Raw genomic sequence first — 26832 nt, 5'->3', positions numbered from 1 at the left:
CATGACCGAAGTGGATTACAAAGCGCGCATAGGGACGTTGAGCGCCGAGCTCAACAAGCACCTGCACGCCTATCATGTGGAAGACGCGCCCACCATCCCGGACGCGGAGTACGACAAGCTGTTCGTCGAGCTGCAAAAGCTGGAAGAAGCACACCCGCAATTCGCGCTGCCCGATTCGCCCACCAAGCGCGTGGGTGCGGCGCCGCTGCCGCAGTTCGACCAGGTCACTCATACGGTGCCGATGCTGTCGCTGAATAACGGTTTTACCGACGAGGATATCGAGAACTTTGACCGCCGCGTGCGTGAAGGGCTGGACGCGGCGGCCGCTGTCGAATACGCGGCCGAAGTCAAATACGACGGCCTGGCCATCAACCTGCGCTACGTCGACGGCCTGCTGGTGCAAGCGGCCACGCGCGGCGACGGCTACACCGGCGAGGACGTCACCACCAATATCCGCACCATCCGCTCGATACCGCTGCGCCTGAACACGCCGACGCCGCCAGCGATTCTCGATGTGCGCGGCGAAGTGTTGATGTTCAAGAGCGATTTCGAAGCGATGAATGCGCGCCAGCGCGACGCCGGCCTGAAGGAGTTCGTCAATCCGCGCAACGCGGCGGCGGGCAGCCTGCGCCAGCTCGATTCCCGCATCACCGCATCGCGCAAGCTGAGTTTCTTCGCCTACGGCGTCGGCGCGCTGGAAGGCGCCGATATGCCGCTGTCGCACTCCGCACTGCTGGACTGGTATCGCAGCATGGGCCTGCCGGTGGCGAAAGAAGCGTCCGTGGTGCGCGGCTACGACGGCCTGATGGCCTACTACAAGCAGATCGGCGATGCGCGTCCGACCATGCCATACGAAATCGACGGCGTGGTCTACAAAGCCAACCTGCTGCAAGACCAGCGCACGCTGGGCTACGTCTCGCGCGCGCCGCGTTTCGCGCTGGCGCACAAGTTCCCCGCCGAAGAAGCGCTGACCACCGTGCTGGCGATTGAAGTGCAGGTCGGCCGCACCGGCGCCATCACGCCGGTGGCGCGGCTGGCGTCCGTGTTCGTCGGCGGCGTCAACGTCACCAACGCCACGCTGCACAACGAAGACGAAGTGCGCCGCAAGGATGTGCGGGTCGGCGACACGGTGATCGTGCGTCGCGCCGGCGACGTCATCCCCGAGGTGCTGTCCGTGGTGCTGGAGCGCCGCCTGTCGCCGGAACCGGAAGCCTATGTGCTGCCGAAGACCTGCCCGGTCTGCGGCTCGCACGTGGTGCGTGAAGAAGGCGAGGCGATCGCGCGCTGCTCCGGCGGTTTGTTCTGCTCGGCCCAGCGCAAGGAGGCGATCCGCCACTTCGCCGGCCGCCGCATGATGGACATCGAAGGCCTGGGCGACCGCTATATCGACAACCTGGTCGAGCACGGCCAGGTCCAGCGCGTGGCCGACCTGTACGCGCTGAAGCTGGAAGACCTGCTGGAAATGAAGCGCCTGGCGGACGAACGCGAAGGCTCTACGCCGGAGACCGTCGCCCAGGGCAAGATCGCCACCAAGTGGGCGGACAATCTGCTGGAAGCCATCGCCGCAAGCAAGAACCCGCCGCTGGAACGCATGCTGTTCGCGCTCGGCATCCGCCACGTCGGCGAATCGACCGCCAAGACGCTGGCCGAATGGCTGGGCCGTTTCGACCTGGTGCGCCGCGTGCCGGCCGCGCTGTTGCGCGTGCTGCCCGACATCGGCGGCATCGTCGCCGAATCGATCGCCGACTTCTTCGCCGAGCCGAAGAACCAGGAAGCCATCGACGCCTTGCTGGCCGCCGGCGTCGCGCCGACCGGCGAGCACCCGCCCAGCGCCAAGCTGCGCGAGAAGCTCGACACCGTCAAGCTGATGGCCGCGCTGGGCATTCCCAAGTTGACGGAACCACGCAGCAAACAACTGGTCGAACAGGAAGTGACGCTGGAAGTGCTGGCGCACCTGCCGGTGTTCACGGTGTTCGGCCTGCCGGCCGGCGTGGCCGAAGCGCTGCAAGCGTGGATGGCGGAGCCGGGCCATCGCGAACAGCTGCTGGCGCTGCACCGCTTGCGCGACGATCTGCTGGCGCAACTGCCGGAGCAGGCCGCCGAAGGTCCGCTGACCGGCAAGACCTTTGTATTGACCGGCACTCTGCCCAAGCTGAGCCGCGACCAGGCCGCCGCCATGATCGAAGCGCAGGGCGGCAAGGTATCCGGCTCGGTATCCAAGAAGACGCATTATCTGGTGGCGGGAGCCGATGCCGGCAGCAAGCTGGCCAAGGCCCAGGAACTCGAAGTGACCATACTGGACGAGGCGGGCCTGCTGGCGCTGCTGGAAGCCAGCTAAAACAAGATAAAAATCATGTCCAAAATCAGAAAAGCAGTGTTCCCTGTGGCCGGCCTTGGCAGCCGGTTCCTTCCCGCGACCAAGGCGCAGCCGAAGGAAATGCTGCCCATCGTCGACAAGCCGCTGATCCAGTACGCCGTGGAAGAAGCGGTCGCCGCCGGCATCACGGAAATGGTGTTCATCACCGGCCGTAACAAGCGCGCCATCGAAGACCACTTCGACAAGGCCTACGAACTGGAAGCGGAACTGGCGGCGGCCGACAAGAAGGGCTTGCTGGAACTGGTGCAGAACGTCATTCCGAAGCACGTCAACTGCATCTACATCCGTCAGTCCGAGCCGCTGGGCCTGGGCCACGCGGTGCTGTGCGCGCGCCCGGTGATCGGCGACGAGCCGTTCGCCGTGCTGCTGGCGGACGACTTCATGGATACCGCCGACGGCATCCGGCCGGTGCTGGCGCAGATGACCGACCTGTACGCCTACGAGCGCTGCAGCATCCTGGCGGTGCAGGAAGTGGCGCGCGAAGCCACGCGTCAATACGGCATCGTCAGCGCCTCGGCCTACCAGCCGAAGCTGGAGCTGGTGCACGGCATCGTCGAGAAGCCAGCGCCGGATGTGGCGCCGTCCACGCTGGCGGTGGTGGGCCGCTACGTGCTGTCGGGCCGGATTTTCCAGTACCTGGAGAACCTCGGCACCGGCACCGGCGGCGAGATCCAGCTGACCGACGGCATCGCCGCACTGATGAAGGATGAACGCGTGCTGGCCTACCGTTACGACGGCCAGCGCTACGACTGCGGCTCCAAGCTGGGCTACCTGAAGGCGATGACGGCGATGGGCCTCAAGCACCCGGAAACCGCCGCCGAGTATTGCCAGTTCCTGCGCGACATGCAGTGCGAAATCAACGGAGGCAGCAAATGACGGTGCGTGAAATCCTGAAGATGGGCGATCCGCGCCTGCTGCGCGTGGCCGATCCTGTCACCGAATTCGATACGCCGGCCATGCGCGAGCTGATCGCCGATATGTTCGACACCATGTACGCCGCCAATGGCGCGGGCCTGGCGGCGCCGCAGATCGGCGTCAACCTGCAACTGGTGATCTTCGGCTTCAAGCAGAATGCGCGCTATCCCGATGCGCCGCAAGTGCCGGAAACGGTATTGATCAATCCCGTCCTCACGCCGTTGTCGGACGAGATGGAAGAGGGCTTCGAAGGTTGCCTGTCGGTGCCTGGCCTGCGCGGCAGCGTGCCACGCTACACCAGCCTGCGCTACGAAGGCGTGGACCAGTTCCAGCAGCCTGTCCTGCGCGATGTCGACGGCTTCCACGCGCGCGTGGTGCAGCACGAGGTGGACCACCTGCTCGGCGTGTTGTACCCGATGCGCATCAAGGACTTTTCCAGGTTCGGCTTTACCGAGGTGATGTTCCCCGACCTCGATCCCAACGACGACGATTGAGGCGGCCAGGCGATGAGTGAAGGTCCGGTGCGCAAGCATGCGCAAAAGGTCGTCCGTCCACGGGTCGGCAACGAGCGCGGCGTGTTTCAGATGGGGACCTCGCAGATCAAGCGGGTGGGACTGGGGCGCCGCTATTGGGGCGACATCTATCACTGGATGCTGACGCTGAGCTGGCCGCGTTTCTTCCTGCTGGTCGGCGGCTTGTACATGGTCACCAACCTGGCGTTCGCGCTGGCGTTCTTCCTGGTGCCCGGCTCGGTCGCCAATGCGCGGCCGGGCTCCTTCCTCGACACCTTTTTCTTTTCGATCGAAACGCTGGCCACCGTCGGCTATGGCTATATGAATCCCGGTTCAACCTACGGCCACGTGGTCGCCTCGACCGAGATCCTGCTCGGCATGGTGGAAGTGGCGACGGTGACGGGACTGCTGTTCGCGCGCTTCTCGCGGCCGACCTCGCGTATCATGTTTTCCGACGTCGCGGTGGTCACGCCCTTCAACGGCGTGCCGACGCTGATGCTGAGGACCGGCAATGAGCGCGGCAACCTGATACTGGAAGCCTCGGTGCGGGCCACGCTGATCCGCCGCGAGATGACGCTGGAAGGGCAGATCTTCACGCGCTTCTACGATTTGCAGCTGGAGCGCGAACGTTCCGGCGTGTTCGCGCTGACCTGGACGATCTTGCACAAGATCGACGAATCCAGCCCGTTCTGGGGCAAGTCGCAAGAGGACCTGCACAACGAAGGCGCCACGCTGTCGGTGGCGGTTTCCGGCACCGACGACACGCTCAACGACTTCGTCCACGCGCGCCAGACCTACGCGGCGGAGCACATCTACTTCAACCACCATTTTGCCGACATCATGTCGGACAAGCAGGATGGCAATGTGCGGATACTCGACTACAGCAAATTCCACGACATCTACCCGGACGGCTCGGCGGGCGGCAGCATGCCCGGCGCGGCGCTGGCGCACCCCGGCTGACGGCTACGTGCGCTATTCGGCGCCCAGCAGGTCGCGCGCATTCAGCAACGCGTAGACGATATCGGGACGTTTGTTGAAGCAGCGGCGCACGGCGGCCGGCAGGTTCTCGCGTGTTTTGCGGCACAGGCCAGGTTGCTCCGCCAGGCGTATCTGCAGGCCCATCACGGTGCGCACGCCGTTGGCGCTGGGGGTTATGGTCAGGCGGATGCCCAGCTGCTCCAGCATGCGCTGCTCGATGCGGCCGAGCTCCTCGAAGCTGGCGATGTTCTCGATCTTTTCGATCAGCGCCTTTTCCTGCTCACGCGTGAGGCGCAGGATGCGGATGTCGGTGTCGTCCGGCGTACTGTCCCATTGTTCCAGCAGTTCGTCGCGGCGGCACTCGCAGGCGCCGGGCGGGCATTCTTTGCGAATCAGGAAGGGCAGTGCTTGAGGCATGGCGAAAGCGGCTCAGCGGCATAGGGTGGAGTTAAATTCTACACCTGTTTCAGGTCACGCCTCCATGCGTTTCAGGCGTTGGCCGACGATGCTCCATTTGCAGGGTTCGCCATCGACGGTGCCGGTCAGTACCCAGCCGGTGCCGATCTTTTCGACGCCGATCTCGCACTCCAGTTCCTTCGCCAGCTTTTCGGCCCAGCCGCGCGCGGCGCCCTGGCCTTTGAACAGTTCATTGCCTTCGTAGATAACGGTGGCGTCGAAAACCGAGGCGGCAAAAATAGTCATGATGGTGCTCCAAAAAAGTAAGCCGGTATTGTGCCATTAATTCAACGGCGCCGGCGCCGATTGCGGTCGATATGCTTTTATGTCAACATTGACGATTACTCCGTATCAGAGCAAGGAACCGATGAAACTCAAGACACTCGCCATGCTGATGACGTTCGCACTGTCGGCGCCGGGGGCGCTGGCCGGGGCGCAGAAGGTGGCGCTGCCGGACCAGCTGTACCAGGCTCCCGGCTTCGCAACGCCGTACAAGCCGGTGCTGACCGTGGAAGAAAAGGTCGCGGGCTTGTCGCTGTTCTGGGCGCAGGCGCGCGGCAGCTTTGTCCACTTCGACCATGTGCCTGACCTGGCATGGGACCAGGTCTATATGGACTACCTGAGCAAGGCGATCGCGGCGCCGACCACGCGCGACTATTATCGGCTCATGATGCAGCTGGCGGCCCTGCTGCAAGACGGCCATACCAACGTCTATGCCCCGGATGCGCTGGGCCACGAGCTGCATTCGCGGCCGCCGCTGCGCACCGTGCTGGTTGAGGGCAAGGTGCTGATTGAACGTATCGGCAATCCGTCCTTGCAGGGCCGCCTGCGCGTCGGCGAGGAGGTGGTGGCCATCGACGGCGAAGCGGCGCTGCAATATGGACGGCAGCGTGTCGAACCTTACATCAGCGCGTCCACGCCGCAGGACCGGGCCTTGCGCACCTATTCCTATCAACTGCTGATGGGCGCCGCCGACAAGCCGGTGACGCTGCGCGTGCGCGGCGCGGACGGCGCGGAGCGCGATGAAGTGGTGGAGCGCTCCGGCAGCTATCAAGCGCCGGAGCGCTTCGTGTTCAAGACGCTGCCGGGCGATATCGCCTACATCTCCATCGATCACTTCGAGAGCGACGAAAGCGTCAAGGCGTTCGAGCAGGCGATTCCCGTTATCCTGAAAGCGAAAGGGCTGGTGATCGACGTGCGCCGCAATGGCGGCGGTTCGAGCGAGTTCGGCCTGCGGATCCTGTCCTGGTTGAGCCGCCAGCCCATACGCAGCGCCTCGTCCTTCCGGCGCGACGATGACGCCGTCGTCCGCGCGCATGGCGGTCCCGCGATCGGCTGGGCTGAGGTTGGCTCCGCCGACGAGACCTATCGGGCAAAACACAAGGCCGTATTCGCCGGACCGGTGGCGGTGCTGACCGGCGCGCAAACCTTCTCCGCCGCAGAGGACTTTGCCGTCGCCTTCAAGCTGATGAAGCGCGGTATCGTGGTCGGCGAGGCCACCGGCGGCAGCACCGGCCAGCCGCTGTTCTTCGACCTGCCGGGCGGCGGCAAGGCGCGCATCTGCGTCAAGCGCGACGTCTACCCGGACGGCAGCGCCTTTGTCGGCAAGGGCGTCATGCCCGATGTCGAAGTGCCCCGCACCGTGGCCTCGCTGCGTGCCGGCGCCGACCCTGTGCTCGAGCGCGCCGTCGCCGAACTGCGCAAGTAGCTGCCCCTCTCGCGCCGCCCGCTGGGCGGCGCATACGTCATTCGACGTATTCCTCACGGCTTGTCTGCTGGCTAATCTTGCAGCATCCAAAACCGAAAAGGGGAACAAGATGGGTTTGAAACGGGGAATGCTGCTGGCCGCGGCAGCGGCGGTGGCAGGCAATGCCTACGCTGGCGCCACGGTCAACTTTGGCGAAGACAAGTCGGTCAGCGTCGGCTTCGGCATGCGCGAGAGCTACACCAGCGCCAAGAATGGCGCACCTGACGGCACCGACCGCTCCAGCGACTTCAACCTGGATTCGGCGCGCCTGTTCCTGGGTGCCTCGCTCAACAAAAACATCAAGGGCATGCTGAACACGGAGTGGGACGGCGACAAGATCCGCATCCTGGACGCCGCCGGCCAGTTCGCCATTTCGCCCGAGTTGAACATCTGGGCCGGCCGCCTGCTGTCGCCGAGCGACCGCGCCAACATGGCCGGGCCGTACTACTCGCTGGGTGGCGGCTACTGGGCCGGCGTGGCTTCGCGCTACGGCTACAACGGCGGCATCTTCCGCGGCCGCGACGACGGCCTGGTCGTCTGGGGCAACGTCGCCGAGGGCAAGCTGGGTTACTCGTTCGGCGTGTTCGAAGGCCATACCTTCGGCATCGGTTCGATGACGCAATCGCAGGCCAAGGCGGCCGGTGTCAAGGCCGACGACTCGCTGATGTATGCCGGCCGCTTGCAGTACGACTTCTGGGACGCGGAACCGGGCTACTACGGCATCGGTAATTACCTCGGCGGCGCCGACATCCTGTCGATCGGCGTGGCGGGGCGCTACCAGAAGGACGGCATCCTGACCGTCGCCAAGAGCGGCAAGTACAGCTCCTACAACGTCGACTTCCTGATGGAGAAGCGGGTCAAGGGCTCCGGCGCCTTCGCGCTGGAGGCGGCCTGGTACGACTACAGCACCGACGACATCATCAAGTCCGAGCAGGGCAAGGCCTATTCGGCCGGCGCTTCCTGGATCTTCGAGCAGAAGGCCGGCTGGGGCAAGTTCCAGCCCTTCGTGCGCTGGCAGAAGTTCGCCGCCGATACCGACATCGACACCAGGCAGTACGACGCGGGCGTGAACTACATCATCGACGGCTACAACGCGCAGGTCAGCGCCGTCTACTCGAAGACCAGGATGACCAAGGCCGCCGATACCGACAAGTTCTCGGTCGCCTTGCAGCTGCAATTCTAATTCCACTACACGGAGCTATCCCATGCAAAATCGTCGCAACTTCATCGCATCCCTGAGCCGTATCGCCGCCGCCACCGCCATGCTGGCCGCCGGCGCACAAGCCTACGCCGCCGACACCATCAAGGTCGGCATCCTGCATTCGCTATCGGGCACGATGGCGATTTCCGAAACGTCGCTGAAAGACGTGGCGTTGATGACCATCGACGAGATCAACGCCAAGGGCGGCGTGTTGGGCAAGAAGCTGGAGGCGGTGGTGGTCGATCCGGCCTCCAACTGGCCGCTGTTCGCCGAGAAGGCGCGCGGGCTGATCGCGCAGGACAAGGTGTCGGTGGTGTTTGGCTGCTGGACGTCGGTGTCGCGCAAGTCGGTGCTGCCGGTGTTCAAGGAGCTGAATAGCCTGCTGTTCTATCCGGTGCAGTACGAGGGCGAGGAGCTGGAGAAGAATGTGTTCTACACCGGCGCCGCTCCCAACCAGCAGGCGATACCTGCGGTGGAATACCTGATGAGCAAGGAGGGCGGTGGCGCCAAGCGCTTCGTGCTGCTGGGGACCGACTACGTTTATCCGCGCACCACCAACAAGATCCTGCGCGCCTACCTGAAGAGCAAGGGCGTGAAGGACAGCGATATCGACGAGGTGTACACCCCGTTCGGCCATTCGGACTACCAGACCATCGTCGCCAACATCAAGAAGTTCTCGGCGGGCGGCAAGACGGCGGTGATCTCCACCATCAACGGCGATTCCAATGTGCCGTTCTACAAGGAGCTGGGCAACGCGGGCTTGAAGGCGACCGATGTGCCGGTGGTGGCGTTCTCGGTGGGCGAGGAGGAGCTACGCGGCGTGGATACCAAGCCGTTGCTGGGCCACCTGGCGGCGTGGAACTACTTCGAGTCGGTGAAGAATCCGGTGAATACGGAGTTCATCAAGAAGTGGAAGGCCTATGCCGTCGCCAAGAAGCTGCCGAACGCGAATACCGTCGTGACCAACGATCCGATGGAAGCGACCTATGTCGGCATCCATATGTGGGCGCAGGCGGTGGAGAAGGCCAAGTCGACCGATACCGACAAGGTGATCGTGGCGATGGCGGGGCAGAGCTTCAAGGCGCCTTCGGGCTTTACGTTGACGATGGATCCGACCAATCACCATTTGCATAAGCCGGTGTTCATTGGCGAGATCCGTCCGGACGGCCAGTTCAGCGTGGTGTGGAAGACGCCAGGTCCGGTGCGCGCCAATCCGTGGAGCCCGTACATTCCGGGTAACGAGGGTAAGCAGAAGCTGTAAGCCGTGAAGCGGGGCCCCGGTCGGTGTGACGGGGTCCGGCAGCAAACCAGTATCACCTGAGGACTCCACCTTGAAAAAACTCCTGCTCCTGGCTTGCCTGCTGCTGTCCTGCGCGGCGCACGCCGCCATCGACAGCACCTTGCTGGCGCCCCTGGCCGGCAACGATCCCGACGCCCGCGTCGACGCCATCGTCAAGATCGGAGCGCTGGCCAACAACGACGCCACCCGCCTGCTGACGGCGCTCAAGAGCGACGCCCTGTACGCCACGCCGGACGGCCGCATCTTCATCGTCACCGATGATAAAGCCTACAACCCGGCCACCGGCGCAACCGGCCCGCTGCCCGAAGGCCTGGACGGCGTAATGGTCAACAACCGCTTGCGCGGCGCCGTTGACGACGCGCTGTCCGCCCTCAAACTGTTCGCCCCGGACCGCGCGCAGCGGCTGGCCGCAGCCACCGAGCTGCAAAAAAGCGTCACGCTGGCGCAAGCCCCGCTGATCGAAAAGGCGTTGGCGAACGAGCAGGACGCCGAGATCCGCCCCATGCTGCAACTGGTCGCCGCCACCGCCAACCTGCAATCGCCGGACGTCGCCAAGCGCAAGGCTGCCGCCGAGGCGCTGGCCACCAGCAGCAACGCCAACCTGCGCCCGCTGTTGCAAGCGATGCAGAGCGATAAAGAACCTGATCAATCGGTGCGTGTCGCCGCCGCCCACACCTTGCAGGCGCTGGACAGCCGCCTGGCCCGCACCGAGTTTATCGGCAACGTCTTCTACGGCATCTCGCTGGCCAGCGTGCTGCTGTTGACGGCGCTGGGCCTGGCCATCACCTTCGGCCTGATGGGCATCATCAACATGGCCCACGGCGAGCTGCTGATGATAGGCGCCTACACCACCTACCTGTGCCAGCTCGGCTTCCGCAACTATTTCCCATCGGCGGTGGATTGCTACCTGATTGCCGCGCTGCCGGCCGCCTTCCTGGTAACGGCCGCCGTCGGCATCGCGTTGGAGCGCACGGTGATTCGCTGGCTCTATGGCCGTCCGCTGGAAACCCTGCTGGCCACCTGGGGCATCAGCCTGATACTGATGCAGGCGGTGCGCACCATCTTCGGCGCGCAGAACGTTGAGGTGGCGAATCCGTCGTGGATGTCCGGCGGCGTGACGGTGCTAGGCTCGCTGGTGCTGGCCTACAACCGCATCGTCATCATCGTGTTCGCGCTGTTCGTGGTGGCCGGCGTCTGGCTGATACTGAACAAGACCCGGCTTGGCTTGTTCGTCCGCGCCGTGATGCAGAACCGCCGCATGGCCGGCTGCGTTGGCGTCTCCACCGCCAAGATCGACATGATGACCTTCGGCCTCGGCTCCGGCATCGCGGGACTGGGCGGCGTGGCCTTGTCGCAGCTGGGTAATGTCGGGCCGGACCTGGGCCAGAGCTACATCGTCGATTCCTTCATGGTGGTGGTGCTGGGCGGCGTCGGCCAACTGGCGGGCACCGTCATTGCCGCGCTGGGGCTGGGCGAAGCGAACAAATTCCTGGAGCCGGTGGCGGGTGCGGTGCTGGCCAAGATCGCCATCCTGGTCTTCATCATCATGTTTATCCAGAAGCGGCCGCAGGGCCTGTTCGCCATGAAAGGCAGAAGCGCAGAATGAACCATCCCTCTCTCTTTTCGCGCCAGGCGTGGAGCGGCATTGCCGCCTGCTGCGTGGTGCTGGCCGCGCTGCCCTTGCTGAACCTGGCCTTTGCGGACGGCCATCCGCTGCATGTGCCCAGCTATATGGTCAGCCTGGTCGGCAAGTTCATGTGCTATGCGTTGGCCGCGCTGGCGCTCGATATGGTGTGGGGCTATGCCGGCATCCTGTCGCTGGGCCACGGCGTGTTCTTCGCGCTGGGCGCCTATGCGCACGGCATGTACCTGATGCGCGCCATCGGCAGGGAAGGCGTGTACCAGAGCGACCTGCCGGACTTCATGGTGTTCCTCGACTGGAAAACCTATCCGTGGTTCTGGTCCGCCACCGACAGCTTCTGGTACTGCCTGGCGCTGGTGGTGCTGGTGCCGGGCATGCTGGCGTTCGTGTTCGGCTTCTTCGCCTTCCGTTCGCGCATCAAGGGCGTGTACTTCTCGATCATCACGCAGGCCATGACCTATGCCTTCATGCTGCTGTTCTTCCGCAATAACACCGGCTTTGGCGGTAACAACGGCTTCACGGACTTCAAGCGGATACTGGGCTATTCGATCAGCGCGCCCGCCACCAAGGCCACGCTGTACCTGGTCACGCTGGCGATGCTGGCCGGCTCGCTGCTGCTGTGCCGCTGGATCGTCAAGTCCAAGCTGGGACGCGTGCTGCAAGCGGTGCGCGATTCGGAATCGCGGCTGATGTTCATCGGCTATAACCCGCTGTGGTTCAAGCTGTTCGTGTGGACCTTGTCGGCGGTGCTGTGCGGAATAGCGGGCGCGCTGTATGTGCCGCAGGTCGGCATCATCAACCCGTCCGAGATGTCGCCGGCGAACTCGATCGAGATGGTGATCTGGGCGGCGGTGGGCGGCCGCGGCACGCTGCTGGGGCCTATCATCGGCGCGTTTTCGGTCAACGGCTTGAAAAGCTGGTTCACCGGCGCCTTCCCGAATCTGTGGCTGTTCGCGCTGGGACTGATCTTCATCCTGGTGACGCGCTACCTGCCGCAAGGCATAGCAGGACTGGCCGCGCGCTGGCGCAAGGAGCAGGCATGAGCGCCAACGAACATATGAACATTTCGTCGGGCCGCGTGGCGGAGCCCGGACTGGACACCACGCACGGCGCCATCCTGTACCTGGAGGAGATCACGGTGTCGTTCGACGGCTTCCGCGCGCTGAATAAACTGAGCCTGGATATTTCGGTCGGCGAGCTGCGCTGCATCATCGGCCCTAACGGCGCCGGCAAGACCACGATGATGGACGTCATCACCGGCAAGACGCGGCCGACTTCCGGCACCGCCTTTTTCGGCCAGACCATGGACCTGAGCCGCATGACGGAATACCAGATCGCCCATGCCGGCATAGGCCGCAAGTTCCAGCGGCCGACCATCTTCGAGCAGCACACGGTAGTTGAAAATCTCGAACTGGCGATGAAGACCGACAAGCGGGTGCGGCCCACTCTGTTCGCGCGGCTGTCGTCCGAACAGCGCGGCAAGATCGACGAGATCCTCAAGCTGATACGCCTGAACGGCAGCGAGCAGCGGCTGGCGGGGCTGCTGTCGCACGGGCAGAAGCAATGGCTGGAGATCGGCATGCTGCTGATGCAGGAGCCGCAATTGATCCTGCTGGACGAACCGGTGGCCGGCATGTCCGACGCCGAGACCGCGCGCACGGCGGAGCTGCTCAACGAACTGCGCGGCAAGCATTCGATCATGGTGGTGGAACACGACATGGCGTTCGTGACGGAGATCGCGCAGCAGGGCGTGGTGACGGTGCTGCACGAAGGCGCGGTGCTGGCGCAGGGCACGATGTCGCAAGTGCAGTCCGACGAGCGGGTGATTGAAGTTTATCTGGGGCGCTGATGAATATGCTGCAAGTCGAAAAAATCAACCAGTACTACGGTTCCTCGCACACGCTGCGCGGCGTATCGCTGGAGCTGGAACGGGGCCAATGCATGGCGCTGTTGGGGCGCAACGGCGTTGGCAAGACCACGCTGCTCAAATGCCTGATGGGCGTGCTGCCGGTATCGGCCGGCGCGGTCCGGCTGGAAGGGCGCGACATCACGCGCATGGCGCCGCACCAGCGTGCGCGGGCCGGCATCGCCTACGTGCCGCAGGGCCGGGAGATCTTCGCGCGGCTGACGGTGGAGGAAAACCTGTTGATGGGGCTCGCCACCCACAGCGGCAAGCAGGCGACCACCATCAAGGGCGAGGTGTACGAGCTGTTCCCGGTGTTGAAGGACATGCTGCACCGGCGCGGCGGCGACCTGTCCGGCGGCCAGCAACAGCAACTGGCGATTGCGCGCGCGCTGCTGGCCGAGCCCAGGCTGATCATCCTCGATGAGCCGACCGAGGGCATCCAGCCATCCATCATCAAGGACATCGGCAACGTGATCAGGCTGCTGCGGCAGCGCGGCGACATGGCCATCCTGCTGTGCGAGCAGTACTTCGATTTCGCCCACGAACTGGCCGACCAGTTCATCGTGCTGTCGCGCGGCGAGGTAGTGGCCTCCGGCGCGCAGGCTGCGATGAACGACCCGGACGTCAAGCGCCACCTGGCGGTATAGGTGGCGCGTCGTAGTTGTAACAAGAAACGTACGGCGCTCCATATGAAGCGCCTGTATCAATGACGACGGTGACAAAGCACGCATTTTTCGATTGAATTTCCTGCTACATTGTCTTTTTTGTCATTTTGTAGCCATCATGAGATCGCAACACTCGCTCCTTGTCATTTTGCTGTTGCCGCCCGTGTTGGTGGGGTTGTACTGGTCGTCGAGCCGTACCACCGGCGAAGCCGAAGCGGGCGGGCCGCAGGCGTCCACCCGCGCCGCACTCGCAGACGTCCGTCGGGACCAGCCCTCAACCTTGCGGCCCAAACCCGATCCGCGCTATACGCTGGCGCAGCAGGTGGACCGCCTCGCCGCCACGGGCAGGCCGGCTGACGCCTTCGATGCGTACTGGCTGGTGCAGACCTGTATCGACTTCCAACGCACCGGCGACCTGGCCGTGGCTGACGGCGACTTCATGCGGACGGCGAACAAGGCCGAGAAGTCTGCGGAAAAGCTGCTGTGCGCAGAGATGACTGAGCGGATGAAGATTGCGCGCCTGGATCATCTGGCCCTGGCGGCCAAGGCGGGCATCGACAGCGCGGACCTGGCGTTCCTGCAAACCGGCCCGTTCGGCGATCCGTCGGCGCTGACGACGCGGCCCGACGATCCACTGGTGCAGGCCTGGAAGGCGGAGGCGTTGGCCTACCTGGAGGCGCAGGCGCAGCAGGGGTGCATCCCCAGCATGATTGCGCTGCTGGGCGAGTACAACGAGGACAGCGCGCTGCTGAAGCGTTACCCCCTATCGGCGCTGCGCTATGCGACGGCGGTGCACGATTTCTACGAAACGCTGCTTGGCGGCGCCGGCAAGACCGCTCCCAATCCGCTGCAAGATGAATTCATTCAGAAGATGTCGCAGGGGCTGTCGCCGGATCAGGTCAGGCTCGCGACCGCCGAGGGCAAGCAGTTGCTGGCGCGCTCCATGGAAAAGAAACACTGAGCATGCGCCCATAATTTGGCCGCAACGCCGATTGCTGATAAAGTAACGGTCCTTTTTTATTTGTCAGGTTTGCCGTGGAGTTGCGTTTGCTTTTTTACATCCTCGATCTGATCGGCGTGGCCGTATTCGCCGCCAGCGGTACGCTGGCCGCGATGGCTTCCCATCTGGATCTGCTGGGGATCATGGTGCTGGCCGCGATGACCGCCATCGGCGGCGGCACGCTGCGCGACCTGCTGCTGAACCGCCATCCGGTGTTCTGGATCGAAGATCCCAAGCCGCTGCTGGTGATCGTCGCTTCGGCCGTCTTCACCATCGTCTGGGTGCAGGTGCTGCCGGTGCCGACCGACGCCTTGCTGATCGCCGACGCGCTGGGGTTGGCGCTGTTCGCCATGTCCGGCGCCAAGGTGGCGGAGGCGCAGGGCTGCCGCGCGCTGATCGTCATCCTGATGGGCACATTGACCGGCGTCGGCGGAGGCCTGGTGCGCGACATCCTCGCCGCCAAGGTGCCGTTGATACTGCGCCAGGATATCTACGCGACCGCCGCCATCGCCGGCATCCTGCTGTACATCCTGCTGAAGAAGGCCGGCCTGGCGCCGCGCTGGGCGTTCGGCATCGGCCTGGTTTCCATCGTGGTGGTGCGCCTGCTGGCGATTCAGCTGGGCTTGCGGCTGCCGTCGTTTTAAGCCGTGGCTTGGCGGCGACGGCGCGCCATGAAGCCAATCAGGCCCAGGCCGGCCATCAACATGGCGTACGACTCCGGTTCCGGTACGGCGGTGACGTTGATATTGTCAATGGCAAAGCCGTTGTACATCGCGTAGTAGCTGCCGCTACTGGCGAAGGTAACGGATGTCAGATTGGTGAAGCTGCCGTCGAAGGCATAGCTCACCAGTGGCAGAGGGCCGCTTGGCGCCGACCTGTCAATCGCAAACGACTGGGAAACAGTACCGCCGCCGAGCAGTTGACCGACCACATCGATATGGGTCGGAATGTAACTCGGGTAGCCGTATTGGTTAAAGTTGAAGGAACCAGCGCCTTCGAAACCTGTCAGGGCAAAGGTGCCGCCGCTGCTTCTGGCCATCGTCAGGGCGCCGTATTCGCCATTGGCGTCGCCCAAAGGCGCCAATACGAGCATCGTACCGTTGACCGGGCAGCTTGGTGCGCAAGATTGTGTGTTGCTCATTCCCGAGTACTGACCCGACAGTTTGAAATCAAAGCCGCCGGACGTGAAGTTCCCCGTCGTAGACTTTGGTACATCGTTAAAGTCAACGATGGCGGCCTGGCTCAGCGACGCGGCGCCCGCCAATAGGCTAGACAGCAATATTTTATTTGCGATATTCATCGGGTTCTCGTGGTTGACGTCTTGGTTGATGGTGTTTTTGCATTCTATTCCGAGCATTATCTAAATGGCACTAGTGCTTGCAAAAAAAGAGCATTCTGCTGATCTTAATGCAACAAATTTCTTTGTTACGGCAGCTTGCCCATCGCGACCGCGGCGGCGGAGGTGCGGGTTTCCACGCCCAGTTTGACGAACACGTGCTCCAGGTGCTTGTTCACCGTGCGCGGGCTGGTGCCGAGGATGTCGCCGATGTCGCGGTTGGTCTTGCCCTTGATGACCCAGTTCAGCACCTCCGATTCGCGCTGCGTCAATTTGAAGGACAGCATCAGTTTCTCGATCTGCGCGCTGTCCGACTCTTCGCGCAGCACGATCATCCACTGTTCGTTTTCGCTGAACTCCGCCGCCGAGAAGATCAGGCGGCGGCTGGCCCGTTGCAGCGTCAACGGCGGATGCGACTGGCCCTGGCTGTGCGCCAGCTGCGTCGCCGCCAGCCACGCCGTCAATTCCGTATCGACCGCATAGCCCTGCATCAGCGTGCGCGCCAGCGGCGTTTGCCAGACGATCTTGCCGTCGCGCGGCGTCATCGCGATCACCGCGTTGCCGAAGGCGTCCAGCGCGCTGCGGGCCTGGTCCACCAAGCGGGCTGTCTGCATGTGGGAGGTGATCCGCGCCAGCACCTCGCTGGTGCGCAGCGGCTTGGTGACGTAGTCGTTGCCGCCGGCGGCGAAGGCCGCCACCACGTGCTCCGCTTCCGTCAGTCCGGTCATGAACACCACCGGGATGTGGCGCGTGGCCAGGCTGGCTTTCAACTGGCGGCAGGTTTCGAAGCCATCCATGCCGGGCATGACGGCGTCCAGCAGGATGATGTCCGGCTGCGCCTCGGCGGCGCGCTGCAAGGCCGTCGCGCCGCTGTTCGCCACCAGCACGGTGTAGCCAGATTCGTCCAGCGCGTCGTGCAGCACGGCCAGGTTTTCGGGCACGTCGTCCACCACCAGCACGATGTTGCGGTCAAGGTTGAAGTTCATTGTTCTGGTTCTTTCGGAGGAAGTCGGCCATCGCGTCCAGCTGGAAGCGGGCGGCGAAATTGCGCATGGTTTGCGTGAAGTGCAGGTAGCGCGCATCGAGCGCGCTGATCTCATCGAGCTTGTTCTGGATGCCGCGCACGTAGCCGATGCGGACCAGCTCATTGAGCGCCGCCAGCTGCGCGGCGGGCGGCAGCACCAGCTGCGCCAGTTCCGGCGCAGTCAAGCCAGCCGTCACCTCGATGCTGATGGCCGGCTGCGTGATCCATTCCAGCGCCAGGCGCCGGCCTATCCAGTCCAGCAGCTCGGCCACGTTGACCGGCTTGACGATGAAGTCCGCCGCCGTGATGCCGGCGGCGTTTTCCATGCCCTTGTCGAAGGCGTTGGCGGAGACGATGGCGATCGGCACCGGCGACAGCTGGCGGCGGCGCAGGATGTAGCTGGCTTCCCAGCCGTCCATTGCCGGCATGGCCAGGTCCATCAGGATCAGGTCCGGCTTGAAGGAGGCGTGCAGGTCCAGGCATTCGAGGCCGGATTCGGCCAGCGCCACGTCGAAGCCCAGCGGCGTCAGGATGTTGAGCAGCATCTCGCGATCGACCCTTTCGTTGTCGACCACCAGGATGCTGCGCCGCGTGCCGCGATAGCCGGTGCGCTGCGCCGCCGGTTGTTCCAGTTCCTTCAGCTCCCGGGCCGAGGCGTGCACGCTGGGCAGGAATAGCCGGATATGGAATACGCTGCCTTGCCGCGGCGTGCTGCGGATATTCAGTTCGCCGCCCATCAGCTGCGTCAGCATCTTGGCGATCGGCAGGCCCAGGCCGGTGCCGCTGGCGTTGGCGTGCGCGCTGGCGCTGCCGCGCGAGAACGGTTCGAAGATATGGTCGATCTCTTCCCGCAGGATGCCGGGGCCGCTGTCCTCGATCTCGAACGAGGCCATCTCGCGCGCGTACTGCAAGCGCAGCACGATGCCGCCGGTGCTGGTGAACTTGACCGCGTTGCCGAGGATGTTGATGAGGATCTGCCCCAGCCGCTTGCGGTCGGCGCGCACGCTGCGCGGCAGCGTGCCAGTCAGCTCGTAGCGGAAGGCCAGCCCTTTGTTGGCCGCCTGCAGCTCGAACATGCGCACGATCTGGCCGATGAAGTCGGGGAAGTTCAGCTCCTTCATGTCGAAGTTGAATTTGCCGCTTTCGATGCGGGCGATGTCGAGCGTGCCTTCGATCAGCGACAGCAGATGCTCGCCGCTGCTGCGGATCACGCGGATCGCTTGCTGGCGGTGCTCCGGTATCGACGGATCGTTGTCCAGCAGCTGCGCGTAGCCGAGGATGGAATTGAGCGGCGTCCGGATCTCGTGGCTGATGCCGGCGATGTAGCGGCTCTTGGCCTGGTTGGCCAGGTCGGCGGTCTTCTTGGCCTGCTGCAGCTGGGCGTCGGTCTGGCCGTGCAGTTCGATCTCGCGCGTCAGCAGGCCGGTCTGGCGGTTCGATTCCTCCTGCGCCACGCGGCGGCTTTCGCTGGTCAGCACCAGCCACCAGGCGACGATGCCGCTGGTGAGCAGCAGCGCCGCGAAGATCTTGAAGAACACCAGTTGCAGCTGCGGCAGCAGGGCGGCGTCGCCGGCCGGCAGCACCGATTGCTCGTGGTAGTAGATCAGTCCCAGCAGCGCGCCCAGGAACAGCACGGTGACGATCATCAGCAGCAGGTAGTGCCCCAGTCCGCTGCTCAGGTAGCGCCACAGCGATTTGGGCAGCAGCGCCTGCATCGCCGCCTGCCATTGCGACGACACTTTCGCGTGCGGCTTGCAGACGTCGTTGCAGCGCGCGTCCAGGCAGCAGCACAGCGAGCAGATCGAGCCCTGATAGGCCGGGCAGTGCGCCATGTCCTCGGACTCGTATTCCTTTTCGCAGATCACGCAGGTCTTGCTGTGCACCTGCGCCGGCGTGCGGGCGATGTAGTACTTGCCCCTGGTGGCGACGGCGATCAGCGGCGACGCCACGAACGCCGTCAGCAGCGCGATGAAGGCGGAGAAGGCCTGCGCCTGCTGGCCGAACAAGCCCATGAAGGCCGCCACCGACAAGGCCGACGCCAGCAGCATGGCGCCGACGCCGACCGGGTTGATGTCGTACAAATAGGCGCGGCGGAATTCGATGCCTTTCGGGCTCAGGCCCAGCGGCTTGTTGACCACCAGGTCCGCCACCACCGCCGTGATCCACGAGATGGCGACGTTGGAGTACAGGCCGAGCACCTGGTCCAGCGCCTGGAACACGTCCAGCTCCATCAGCAGCACGGCGATCAGCGCGTTGAACACGGCCCACACCACGCGCCCCGGATGGCTGTGCGTAAGTCGGGCGAAGAAGTTGGACCAGGCCAGCGAGCCGGCATAGGCATTGGTCATGTTGATCTTGACCTGCGAGATCACCACCAGCAGCGCGGTCGCCAGCAGCGCCACCGACGGATTTGCGAACACCTGGCCGAAACCGGCCAGGTACATCTGGGTCGGGTTGACCGCCTGCGCCAAAGGCACCGCGCTGCTGATCGCCAGGAAGGCCAGCAGCGCGCCGCCCAGCATCTTGGCGATGCCGAGCAGGATCCAGCCCGGCCCGGCGATCAACACGCCCAGATGCCAGCGGTAGCGGTTGGCGGCGGTCTTGTGCGGCATGAAGCGCAGGAAGTCGACCTGCTCGCCGATCTGCGTGATCAGCGCCACGCCGACCGCCGTGGCGGCGCCGAACATCAGCACGTTGAAGTGGCCGTTCTCGCCGGAGCGGCCGGGGTAGTGCAGCAGCTGCGGCAGCAGCTCGGGTTGCTTTTGCAGGATGGCGATGAAGGGCAGGGCCATCAGCACCAGCCACACCGGCTGGGTCAGCATCTGGATGCGGCTGATCAGCGTGACGCCGTGCGTCACCAGCGGGATCACGACCAGCGCGCTGACCATGTAGCCGAGGTAGAGCGGCAGGTGGAAGTACAGCTCCAGCGCATAGGCCATGATGGCCGCTTCCAGCGCGAACAGGATGAAGGTGAACGAGGCGTAGACGAAGGACGATATGGTCGAGCCGATGTAGCCGAAGCCGGCGCCGCGCGTCAGCAGGTCCATGTCGACGCCGTACTTGGCGGCGTAGTAGCTGATCGGCAGGCCGGTCAGGAAGATGATCAGGCCGACCGCCATGATGGCCCACAGCGCGTTGATGAAGCCGTAGTTGACGGTGATGGTGCCGCCGATCGCCTCCAGCACCAGGAACGAGATCGCGCCGAAGGCCGTGTTCGAGACGCGGAACACCGACCATTTGCGGAACGCGCGCGGCGTGTAGCGCAGCGCGTAGTCCTCGATGGTTTCGTTGGCCACCCAGGTGTTGTAGTCGCGACGGATCTTGACGATGCGTTGCGCCGGTTCGGTCTCTATTTTTGTCATGCCGGGCCCATAAAAAAAGCAGCTATCTAAGCTGCTTCTCTAAGCAAGTTGCATGCCCGGCAAGCTTGTTTGGCGACGGCTAGCGCTGTTTGCTCAGGTTGAGCTTGTCCAGCAATCGCGCCAGTTCTTCCTGCATCGACGGCGACAGGTTGACGAACTGGCAGCCGATCTGCACCTGCTCGCCCAGCAGGAAGGAGCGGAAGGTGCGCGACAGGCGGATGTCGAGGTCGGCGATCATCACCGAATCCGGGCCCAGCTCCAGCCGCACGCGTTGCAGCTTGCGGCCGACATACAGGCCGACGCAGTCGCGCGGCGGCGCCCGCATGCCGACGCCACCGGCCGAGAAGTCGTACAGTTGCAGCTCGTAGGGCTTGCCGTTCAGCACAAACGAAGCCATGTAGTAGATGCCCAGCGGCGTTTCCAGCCGGGTCGATGCGCGGCGGTTCAGCACCTGGCACTTGGTCGGAAAATCGAGCGGGATCATGGTCGGCTCGCCGGGCGTGCAAGCCCAGTCCGGCGAACTGAGCTTGAACTGCACCTTGGCCGCGCGCAGCCAGGCGACAAACACGGCGTCGCCGGGCGGCAGGAACTCGCCCTCGTTCAGTTCCAGCACAAAAAACGGATTTTCGGGATCGACCGATTTAATCCGCGCCATCACCACATTGGTGGTGCTGGCCGGATAAATGGAGATCGGATCGCCGTTGTCGGCGAGCAGGGTGAGAGAATCGCCGATGTCATGTTCATCGGTCATCTCGTGCGGTTTGGAACCCGCCGGAATGGGCTCCACAGCATCTTTTAGGCTGGGAGGACCGCGGCGGAATTCATTCGGTATAGGATCGTTCACGACGGCATATCTCTTTGGTAATGACACTACGATGCGAGGTCGATCTGCACAGTTTACAGTCTATTCTTGCTCTTGGCTTGCTAAAAGGCAAGAATATTTCGGTCACTGTGCATTCTGGTGCACGCCGGGCCGGTCAGAACTGCTCTTCGGGCCGCAGATAGCGCCATTGGCCTACCGGCAGGTCGCCCAGTTTGACTTTGCCGATGCGAACCCGTTTCAAACCGACAACCTTGAGGCCGACCATGTCGCACATGCGGCGGATCTGGCGCTTCTTGCCTTCGCGCAGCGTGATGCTGAGCTGGTCCTCGTTCTGCCAGCGCACCTTGGCCGGCAGCAGCGGCTTGCCGTCCATCCACAGGCCGTGGCAGAGCTTTTTCAGATCGCTGTCCGGCAGCTTGCCGGGCTTGGTGTACTCGACGCGCACCAGGTATTCCTTGTCGACGTCGGTGGTTTCGCCGATCAGGTGCTTGGCCACGCGGCCGTCCTGGGTCAGCACCAGCAGGCCGACCGAGTCGATGTCCAGGCGGCCGGCCGGCACCAGCGAGCGCAGTTGCGTCGGGTGGAAGATTTCCGGCGACGGATCGTCCGGCCAGCGGTTTTCCGGCTTGATCAGCACCACGGCCGGCTGGTAGCCGTCCTCGGCCTGACCGCTGACGTAGCCCATCGGCTTGTTGATCAGCACGGTCACGCGCTTGGACTGCTCGGCGGCGGCCTGGCGCTCGACGGTGACGCGCTGGCTCGGATAGATCTTGGTGCCGAGTTCGGAGATGACCTGGCCATCTACCCGTACCCAGCCGCGCGCTATCCACTCGTCGGCCTCACGGCGCGAGCACAGGCCCAGTTCGGACATGCGTTTGGACAAGCGTAATAATTCTTCGGACATGAGGCGGTTTTCTGTATTAAAGAGTAAATGCGGAATTCGTCATTCCCGCGTGCGCGGGAACGACGCGGTGTTAAGTTTATACCTTGATCGCGTCCAGCAGGTCGGTTTCAAGCTGGATCTGGTTGCGGGCGTTGTTCAGCGTGGCGCCGTCGATCAGGAACACGTCCTCGACGCGCTCGCCCAGGGTCATCACCTTGGCCGTGTGCAGATTGATCTTGTACTTGGTGAGCACGTTGGCGATCGAGTACAGCAGGCCGGTGCGGTCGTTGGCGGCCACCGACAGCAGGTAGTACTGGCCGCGCTCGTCCGGGCGCAGGTCGACCGTCGGCTGGATCGGGAAGGTGCGCGACAGGCGCGATAGCCGGCCCTTGCCGGGCGCCGGCAACGGCTCCGGGTTGGTCAGCAGCGCGCACAGCTCGTGTTCGATCAGGCTGATGATGTCGCGGTAGCTCTTGGCGAAGCTTTGCTCGGTGACCAGGAAGGTGTCGAGCGCGTAGCCGTGGCGGGTGGTGTGGATCTTGGCGTCCAGGATGCTGAAGTTCTTGCGGTCGAAGTAGCTGCAGATGCGCGCGAACAGGTCCGGCTGGTCCTTGATGTAGACGGCGATCTGCAAGCCCTCGCCAATCGGCGCCAGCCGGCACTTGACCACCGGCTTGTCGTTGGTGAAGCGGTCGTACAGCGCGCGCGTCTGCCAGGCGATGTCGGAGGCGTCGTGGCGCAGGAAGTAGGCGACGTCGAGCTGCTTCCAGAACGCTTCGTGCGCGTCCGGCGGCAGGCCGTACAGGCGCAAGGTGGCCAGCGCCTCCTGCTGGCGGTGCTTCAGTTCGTGGTCGGCGCTGTGCGGCTCGCCGCCCAGCACGCGCAGGGTGATGCGGTACAGGTCTTCCAGCAGCTTGGCCTTCCAGGCGTTCCACACCTTGGGGCTGGTGCCGCGGATGTCGGCCACCGTCAGCAGGTACAGCGCGGTCAGGTGGCGCTCGTCCTTGGCCACTCTGGCGAAGGCGGCGATGACGTCCGGGTCCGACAGGTCCTGCTTCTGCGCGACCTGCGACATGGTCAGGTGGTTCTCGACCAGGAACACCACCAGCTCGGTGTCCTCGGCGCTGACGCCGTGTTCCAGGCAGAACTGCTCGGCGTCGACCGTGCCCAGCTTGGAGTGGTCGCCGCCGCGGCCCTTGGCGATGTCGTGGAACAGCGCGCCCAGGTACAGCAGCCACGGTTGCGCGAAGTTGGCCATCAGCTGGCTGCAGAACGGGTATTCGTGCGCGTGCTCGGCCATCGTGAAGCGGCGCATATTGCGCACCACCATCAGGATGTGCTGGTCCACCGTGTAGACGTGGAACAGGTCGTGCTGCATCTGGCCGACGATCTTGCGGAAGTTGGGCAGGTAGCGGCCCAGGATCGACAGGTCGTTCATGCGGCGCAGCGCGTGGATGATGCCCACCGGCGCCTGCATGATGCGCAGGAACAGCGCGCGGTTGACCGGGTCGGCGCGGAAGGCGGCGTCGATCTTGAAGCGCTCGTGCCACAGCGCGCGCATGGTGCGCGAGGTCATGCCCTGCAGCGAAGGGCGCTCGGTCATCAGCACGAAGATCTCCAGCATCGCCGACGGCGTGGTGGCGAAGGTGTCGTCGTCGCGGATGTCGATCAGGCCGTTGACGTCGTTGAAGCGCTCGTTGATGCGCAGCGCCACGCCGGACTTCGGGAACAGCCGTTCCTCGATGTTCTGCAGCAGGATGGTGTTCAGTTGGGTGACGGTCTTGGCGGCCCAGTAGTAGCGCTGCATCAGGTATTCGCTGGCGCGGCGCATGTTGACGCCGCTGCCGGTGGCTTGCAGGCCCAGCGATTCGGCGATCGCGGTCTGGACGTCGAACACCAGCCGGTCCTCGCGCCGGCCGGCGTGCAGGTGCAGGCGCACGCGGATGTCCTTGAAGGCGCGTTCCTTCTCCATCAGCTGCTTGGCTTCGGTCTGCGTGATCAGGCCGCTGGTGGCCAGGGTGCGCCAGGAGTTGGCCAGGCCGGCGGCCTTGACCATCCACAGGATCACTTGCAGGTCGCGCAGGCCGCCCGGGCTTTCCTTGCAGTTCGGCTCCAGGCTGAAGGCGGTGTCTTCGTATTTGGCGTGGCGCTGGCGCATCTCCAGCACCTTGGCGTGGTAGAAGGCGCGCGGGTCCATCGCCGCCTGGTAGCGCTGCTGCAGCCGCTCGAACAGCGGCTCGTCGCCGCAGATCAGGCGCGCTTCCAGCAGGCTGGTTTGCACCGTGATGTCGGCCGCCGATTCGCTCAGGCACTCGTCCACCGTGCGGATGCTGTGGCCGATCTCCAGGCCCAGGTCCCACAGCAGTTGCACCAGCTCCTCCAGCTTGCCGGTGGTGGCGCCGTCCGGCGCTTTGTCGAGCAGGATCAGCAGGTCGACGTCGGAATGGGGGAACAGCTCGCCGCGGCCGTAGCCGCCGACGCCGACCAGCGCGGTGTTGGCCGGCAGCCGGGCTTGGTGCCAGGCCGTGGTCAGCACCGCGTCGACGCTCTGGCGCAGGCTGCGCAGCAGCTTTTCCGGCATGCCGTCGGCCTGGAAGCCGGCGATGACGACCTGGCGGTCGGCCTTCAGCTGGCGCTTGAGTTGTTCGCGCAGTTCCTTCTTCATCGCCGCCGTCGTCATGCGGGGCTTAGGCGGCCACGGCGTTGGCCGACGCGCCCGTGATGAAGGCCGGCGGCGGCGGGCTGCCGGCCGACAGCGTCAGCACTTCGTAGCCGGTCTCGGTGACCAGGATGGTGTGTTCCCACTGGGCCGACAGGCTGCGGTCCTTGGTTTTGATGGTCCAGCCGTCGCCCATTTCGCGGATCTCGCGCTTGCCGGCGTTGATCATCGGCTCGATGGTGAAGATCATGCCGGCCTGCAGCTCGTCCAGCGTGCCGGGACGGCCGTAGTGCAGCACCTGCGGCTCTTCGTGGAAGATCTTGCCGATGCCGTGGCCGCAGAATTCGCGCACCACGCTGTAGCCGGCCTTTTCCGCGTGCTGCTGGATCACGTGGCCGATGTCGCCCAGGTGCGCGCCCGCCTTGACCTTGGCGATGCCCAGCCACATGCACTCGTAGGTGATGTCGGACAGGCGCTTGGCCAGGATCGACGGCTCGCCGATGAAGAACATGCGGCTGTTGTCGCCGTGGTAGCCGTCCTTGATGACGGTGATGTCGAGGTTGACCACGTCGCCGTTCTTGAGCACCTTGTCGCCCGGGATGCCGTGGCAGATGACGTCGTTGACCGAGGTGCAGATGGCCTTGGGGTAGGGCGTGTAGCCCGGCGGGCAGTAGTTCAGCGGCGCCGGGATGGTGCCCTGCACGTTGACCATGTATTCGTGGCACAGCCGATCCAGTTCGCCCGTGGTCACGCCCGGCTTGACGAAGGGCGTGATGTAGTCCAGCACTTCGGAGCCCAGGCGGCCGGCCACGCGCATGCCGGCGATATCTTCGGCGGATTTAATGGAAATAGACATAGTGGATCGCAATCAGCAAAGTAAACGGTAAAAACGCAGGCGGCGAGCGGACGGAATCGGCTCGCGGCGTGCAAATATGTCGAAATTATAAACGACGCGGGGCGGCCCCGCTCGGGAATGCAAGGATGGTGCCCGATGCGAGGCACGGGCGCCACGCTCGGGGCTGCGTGCTGGACGCCTTAGCCAGGTCGCGTGGCGGCGCGGCGGCGCGCGACGACGCCTAGCATGCCCAGGCCGGCCAGCAGCATCGCCCAGGTATCGGCCTCAGGCACCGGGGCCGGCACCTGGAAGCTGCCATTCTCGTCGTCGGGGAACTGGCCCGGAAGCGCATGCAGGCCGTCGTCGGCCAGCAGGTCGGGGTTGCCGCCTTCGTCGAGGTCGAACACTTCCACGCCGCGGCCCGGCTGGCGGTTGAGTTTTTCCGCCTTGGCGGCGGCGCGGCGCTGTTGCAGGTCGCGCTCGGCCAATTCCTTCTCGGTCAGTTCTTCCGTCTCGTGCTGGTCCGGGTCGGCCAGGCCCAGGTCCTTGGCGCCCAGCGGGCCGCCCAGCCTGGCGGCGACCGGCGGCGGCGCGGCCGGCGCCTTGGCGACGGCCACCGGCACGCGGTTGACGCGGCTGACGTTGCCGCAAATCTTGGGCACCAGGATGCAGTGCTGGTCGACGCAATAGACGGCGCCCGGTTCCTGGCGCTTCGCGCTCCATTTGCCGCGGGTGACGGTGGCGCACACCGAGGCGGCGCCGAAATGCATGTCGCGGATGGCCGGGTCGTACTGGTTCTTGCCGCTGATGCCGTCGCGGGTGATGGTGACTTTGTCGTCGGACTGGCCTTCCTCCATGCGGCGCTTGAGCGTGCTGCGCACGTCGGCCGGGATGTCGGTGTAGCGGTCGATGGCGGCGGCGGTGTTGCCGGTGTAAGGGTTAACGCCAGGGCGATCCCAAGAGCAACTTGGCTGAACAGTGGAAACTGCGGCTAGCGTCACGGCAAAGAGGATGGACATGGGGGGGAACCTTCAGGGTAAAAAAAGTATGTTTGATTAACAATAATTAACAATAAGGAATTAAAGTTTTCGTCATGATATTACGAAATAGCTACTTATGCTCAAAATGGATGATTTTTTATTTGTAACAAGACATGACTATGTGGAAATGTGAGGTGCCGCGTGACAGGCCGGTGCGGCGCACCAGAATGG

Annotated in this window: 23 protein-coding genes; 13 read left to right on the top strand and 10 right to left on the bottom strand. The window is 64.2% G+C overall.

Annotated features, from left to right (window positions below):
* Position 1: 1 nt before the first annotated feature.
* Genes ligA through AC1RMD_RS23860 form a run of 4 tightly spaced genes read left to right on the top strand, consistent with a single transcriptional unit; the run spans position 2 to position 4764 of the window.
* A complete protein-coding gene (gene ligA / locus AC1RMD_RS23875; protein ID WP_492930055.1) occupies positions 2-2338 on the top strand; it encodes an NAD-dependent DNA ligase LigA in 2337 nt (778 codons plus the stop codon).
* A 15-nt stretch (positions 2339-2353) separates the two neighbouring features.
* A complete protein-coding gene (galU, locus tag AC1RMD_RS23870) occupies positions 2354-3253 on the top strand; it encodes a UTP--glucose-1-phosphate uridylyltransferase GalU (RefSeq protein WP_492930053.1) in 900 nt (299 codons plus the stop codon).
* A complete protein-coding gene (def, locus tag AC1RMD_RS23865; RefSeq protein WP_492930051.1) occupies positions 3250-3786 on the top strand; it encodes a peptide deformylase in 537 nt (178 codons plus the stop codon). Before galU ends, def begins: the two co-directional genes overlap by 4 nt.
* 12 nt (positions 3787-3798) lie before the next feature.
* Positions 3799-4764 carry an ion channel gene (locus tag AC1RMD_RS23860; protein WP_492930049.1) on the top strand — a complete coding sequence of 322 codons (966 nt, stop codon included), beginning with the start codon at positions 3799-3801 and terminating at the stop codon, positions 4762-4764.
* A gap of 12 nt (positions 4765-4776) precedes the next feature.
* On the opposite strand, the gene AC1RMD_RS23855 is transcribed toward AC1RMD_RS23860, so the two are convergent.
* Positions 4777-5199, bottom strand: coding sequence for a hypothetical protein (locus AC1RMD_RS23855; RefSeq protein ID WP_492930047.1), 423 nt, complete (start codon positions 5197-5199; stop codon positions 4777-4779).
* 54 nt (positions 5200-5253) lie between these two features.
* Positions 5254-5484, bottom strand: a complete 231-nt coding sequence (locus tag AC1RMD_RS23850; protein ID WP_492930045.1) for a hypothetical protein — start codon at positions 5482-5484, stop codon at positions 5254-5256.
* A 121-nt stretch (positions 5485-5605) separates the two neighbouring features.
* Here AC1RMD_RS23850 and AC1RMD_RS23845 point away from each other — a divergent pair, with 121 nt between their 5' ends.
* The 9 genes from AC1RMD_RS23845 (at position 5606) to AC1RMD_RS23805 (ending at position 15343) form a co-directional block, all read left to right on the top strand.
* On the top strand, positions 5606-6946 hold the full coding sequence (locus AC1RMD_RS23845) for a S41 family peptidase (RefSeq protein WP_492930043.1): 1341 nt from the start codon (positions 5606-5608) through the stop codon (positions 6944-6946).
* A 109-nt stretch (positions 6947-7055) separates the two neighbouring features.
* Complete coding sequence (locus tag AC1RMD_RS23840; protein ID WP_492930041.1) at positions 7056-8168, top strand: porin; 1113 nt, start codon at positions 7056-7058, stop codon at positions 8166-8168.
* Positions 8169-8247: 79 nt separating this feature from the next.
* Positions 8248-9447: an urea ABC transporter substrate-binding protein gene (gene urtA / locus AC1RMD_RS23835; RefSeq protein WP_492930141.1), complete on the top strand. Its 1200-nt coding sequence runs from the start codon at positions 8248-8250 to the stop codon at positions 9445-9447.
* A gap of 70 nt (positions 9448-9517) precedes the next feature.
* Positions 9518-11092 (top strand): urea ABC transporter permease subunit UrtB, encoded by a 1575-nt coding sequence (gene urtB / locus AC1RMD_RS23830; protein ID WP_492930039.1) that lies wholly within the window; start codon positions 9518-9520, stop codon positions 11090-11092.
* On the top strand, positions 11089-12171 hold the full coding sequence (gene urtC, locus AC1RMD_RS23825; protein WP_492930037.1) for an urea ABC transporter permease subunit UrtC: 1083 nt from the start codon (positions 11089-11091) through the stop codon (positions 12169-12171). Before urtB ends, urtC begins: the two co-directional genes overlap by 4 nt.
* Positions 12168-12977 carry an urea ABC transporter ATP-binding protein UrtD gene (gene urtD / locus AC1RMD_RS23820; RefSeq protein ID WP_492930035.1) on the top strand — a complete coding sequence of 270 codons (810 nt, stop codon included), beginning with the start codon at positions 12168-12170 and terminating at the stop codon, positions 12975-12977. Before urtC ends, urtD begins: the two co-directional genes overlap by 4 nt.
* 5 nt (positions 12978-12982) lie before the next feature.
* Positions 12983-13681, top strand: a complete 699-nt coding sequence (gene urtE / locus AC1RMD_RS23815) for an urea ABC transporter ATP-binding subunit UrtE (RefSeq protein WP_492930139.1) — start codon at positions 12983-12985, stop codon at positions 13679-13681.
* A 136-nt stretch (positions 13682-13817) separates the two neighbouring features.
* Positions 13818-14660 (top strand): hypothetical protein, encoded by an 843-nt coding sequence (locus tag AC1RMD_RS23810; RefSeq protein ID WP_492930033.1) that lies wholly within the window; start codon positions 13818-13820, stop codon positions 14658-14660.
* An 86-nt stretch (positions 14661-14746) separates the two neighbouring features.
* Positions 14747-15343: a trimeric intracellular cation channel family protein gene (locus AC1RMD_RS23805; protein ID WP_492930031.1), complete on the top strand. Its 597-nt coding sequence runs from the start codon at positions 14747-14749 to the stop codon at positions 15341-15343.
* Here AC1RMD_RS23805 and AC1RMD_RS23800 read toward each other — a convergent pair.
* From AC1RMD_RS23800 to AC1RMD_RS23765, 8 genes are all read right to left on the bottom strand, one after another.
* Complete coding sequence (locus tag AC1RMD_RS23800; protein WP_492930029.1) at positions 15340-15999, bottom strand: FxDxF family PEP-CTERM protein; 660 nt, start codon at positions 15997-15999, stop codon at positions 15340-15342. The genes AC1RMD_RS23805 and AC1RMD_RS23800 overlap by 4 nt on opposite strands.
* Before the next feature lie 125 nt (positions 16000-16124).
* Positions 16125-17021, bottom strand: coding sequence for a response regulator (locus AC1RMD_RS23795; RefSeq protein WP_492930027.1), 897 nt, complete (start codon positions 17019-17021; stop codon positions 16125-16127).
* The gene (locus AC1RMD_RS23790; RefSeq protein ID WP_492930025.1) at positions 17005-20421 is read right to left on the bottom strand and encodes a hybrid sensor histidine kinase/response regulator; all 3417 of its coding nucleotides are present in this window, start codon (positions 20419-20421) and stop codon (positions 17005-17007) included. The genes AC1RMD_RS23795 and AC1RMD_RS23790 overlap by 17 nt, the downstream gene beginning before the upstream one ends.
* Before the next feature lie 79 nt (positions 20422-20500).
* Positions 20501-21172, bottom strand: a complete 672-nt coding sequence (locus tag AC1RMD_RS23785; protein ID WP_492930023.1) for a flagellar brake protein — start codon at positions 21170-21172, stop codon at positions 20501-20503.
* Between the two features lie 226 nt (positions 21173-21398).
* Positions 21399-22148, bottom strand: coding sequence for a pseudouridine synthase (locus tag AC1RMD_RS23780; protein ID WP_217940239.1), 750 nt, complete (start codon positions 22146-22148; stop codon positions 21399-21401).
* 76 nt (positions 22149-22224) lie between these two features.
* A complete protein-coding gene (locus AC1RMD_RS23775) occupies positions 22225-24807 on the bottom strand; it encodes a [protein-PII] uridylyltransferase (RefSeq protein WP_492930021.1) in 2583 nt (860 codons plus the stop codon).
* 7 nt (positions 24808-24814) lie between these two features.
* Positions 24815-25642 (bottom strand): type I methionyl aminopeptidase, encoded by an 828-nt coding sequence (gene map / locus AC1RMD_RS23770; protein ID WP_492930019.1) that lies wholly within the window; start codon positions 25640-25642, stop codon positions 24815-24817.
* 179 nt (positions 25643-25821) lie between these two features.
* Positions 25822-26640, bottom strand: a complete 819-nt coding sequence (locus AC1RMD_RS23765) for an MHFG family PEP-CTERM protein (protein ID WP_492930018.1) — start codon at positions 26638-26640, stop codon at positions 25822-25824.
* Positions 26641-26832: the final 192 nt, after the last annotated feature.

The organism is Duganella sp. GW822-FHT06D06 (assembly GCF_058799615.1).
This window is presented reverse-complemented; position numbering and strand designations above follow the sequence as displayed.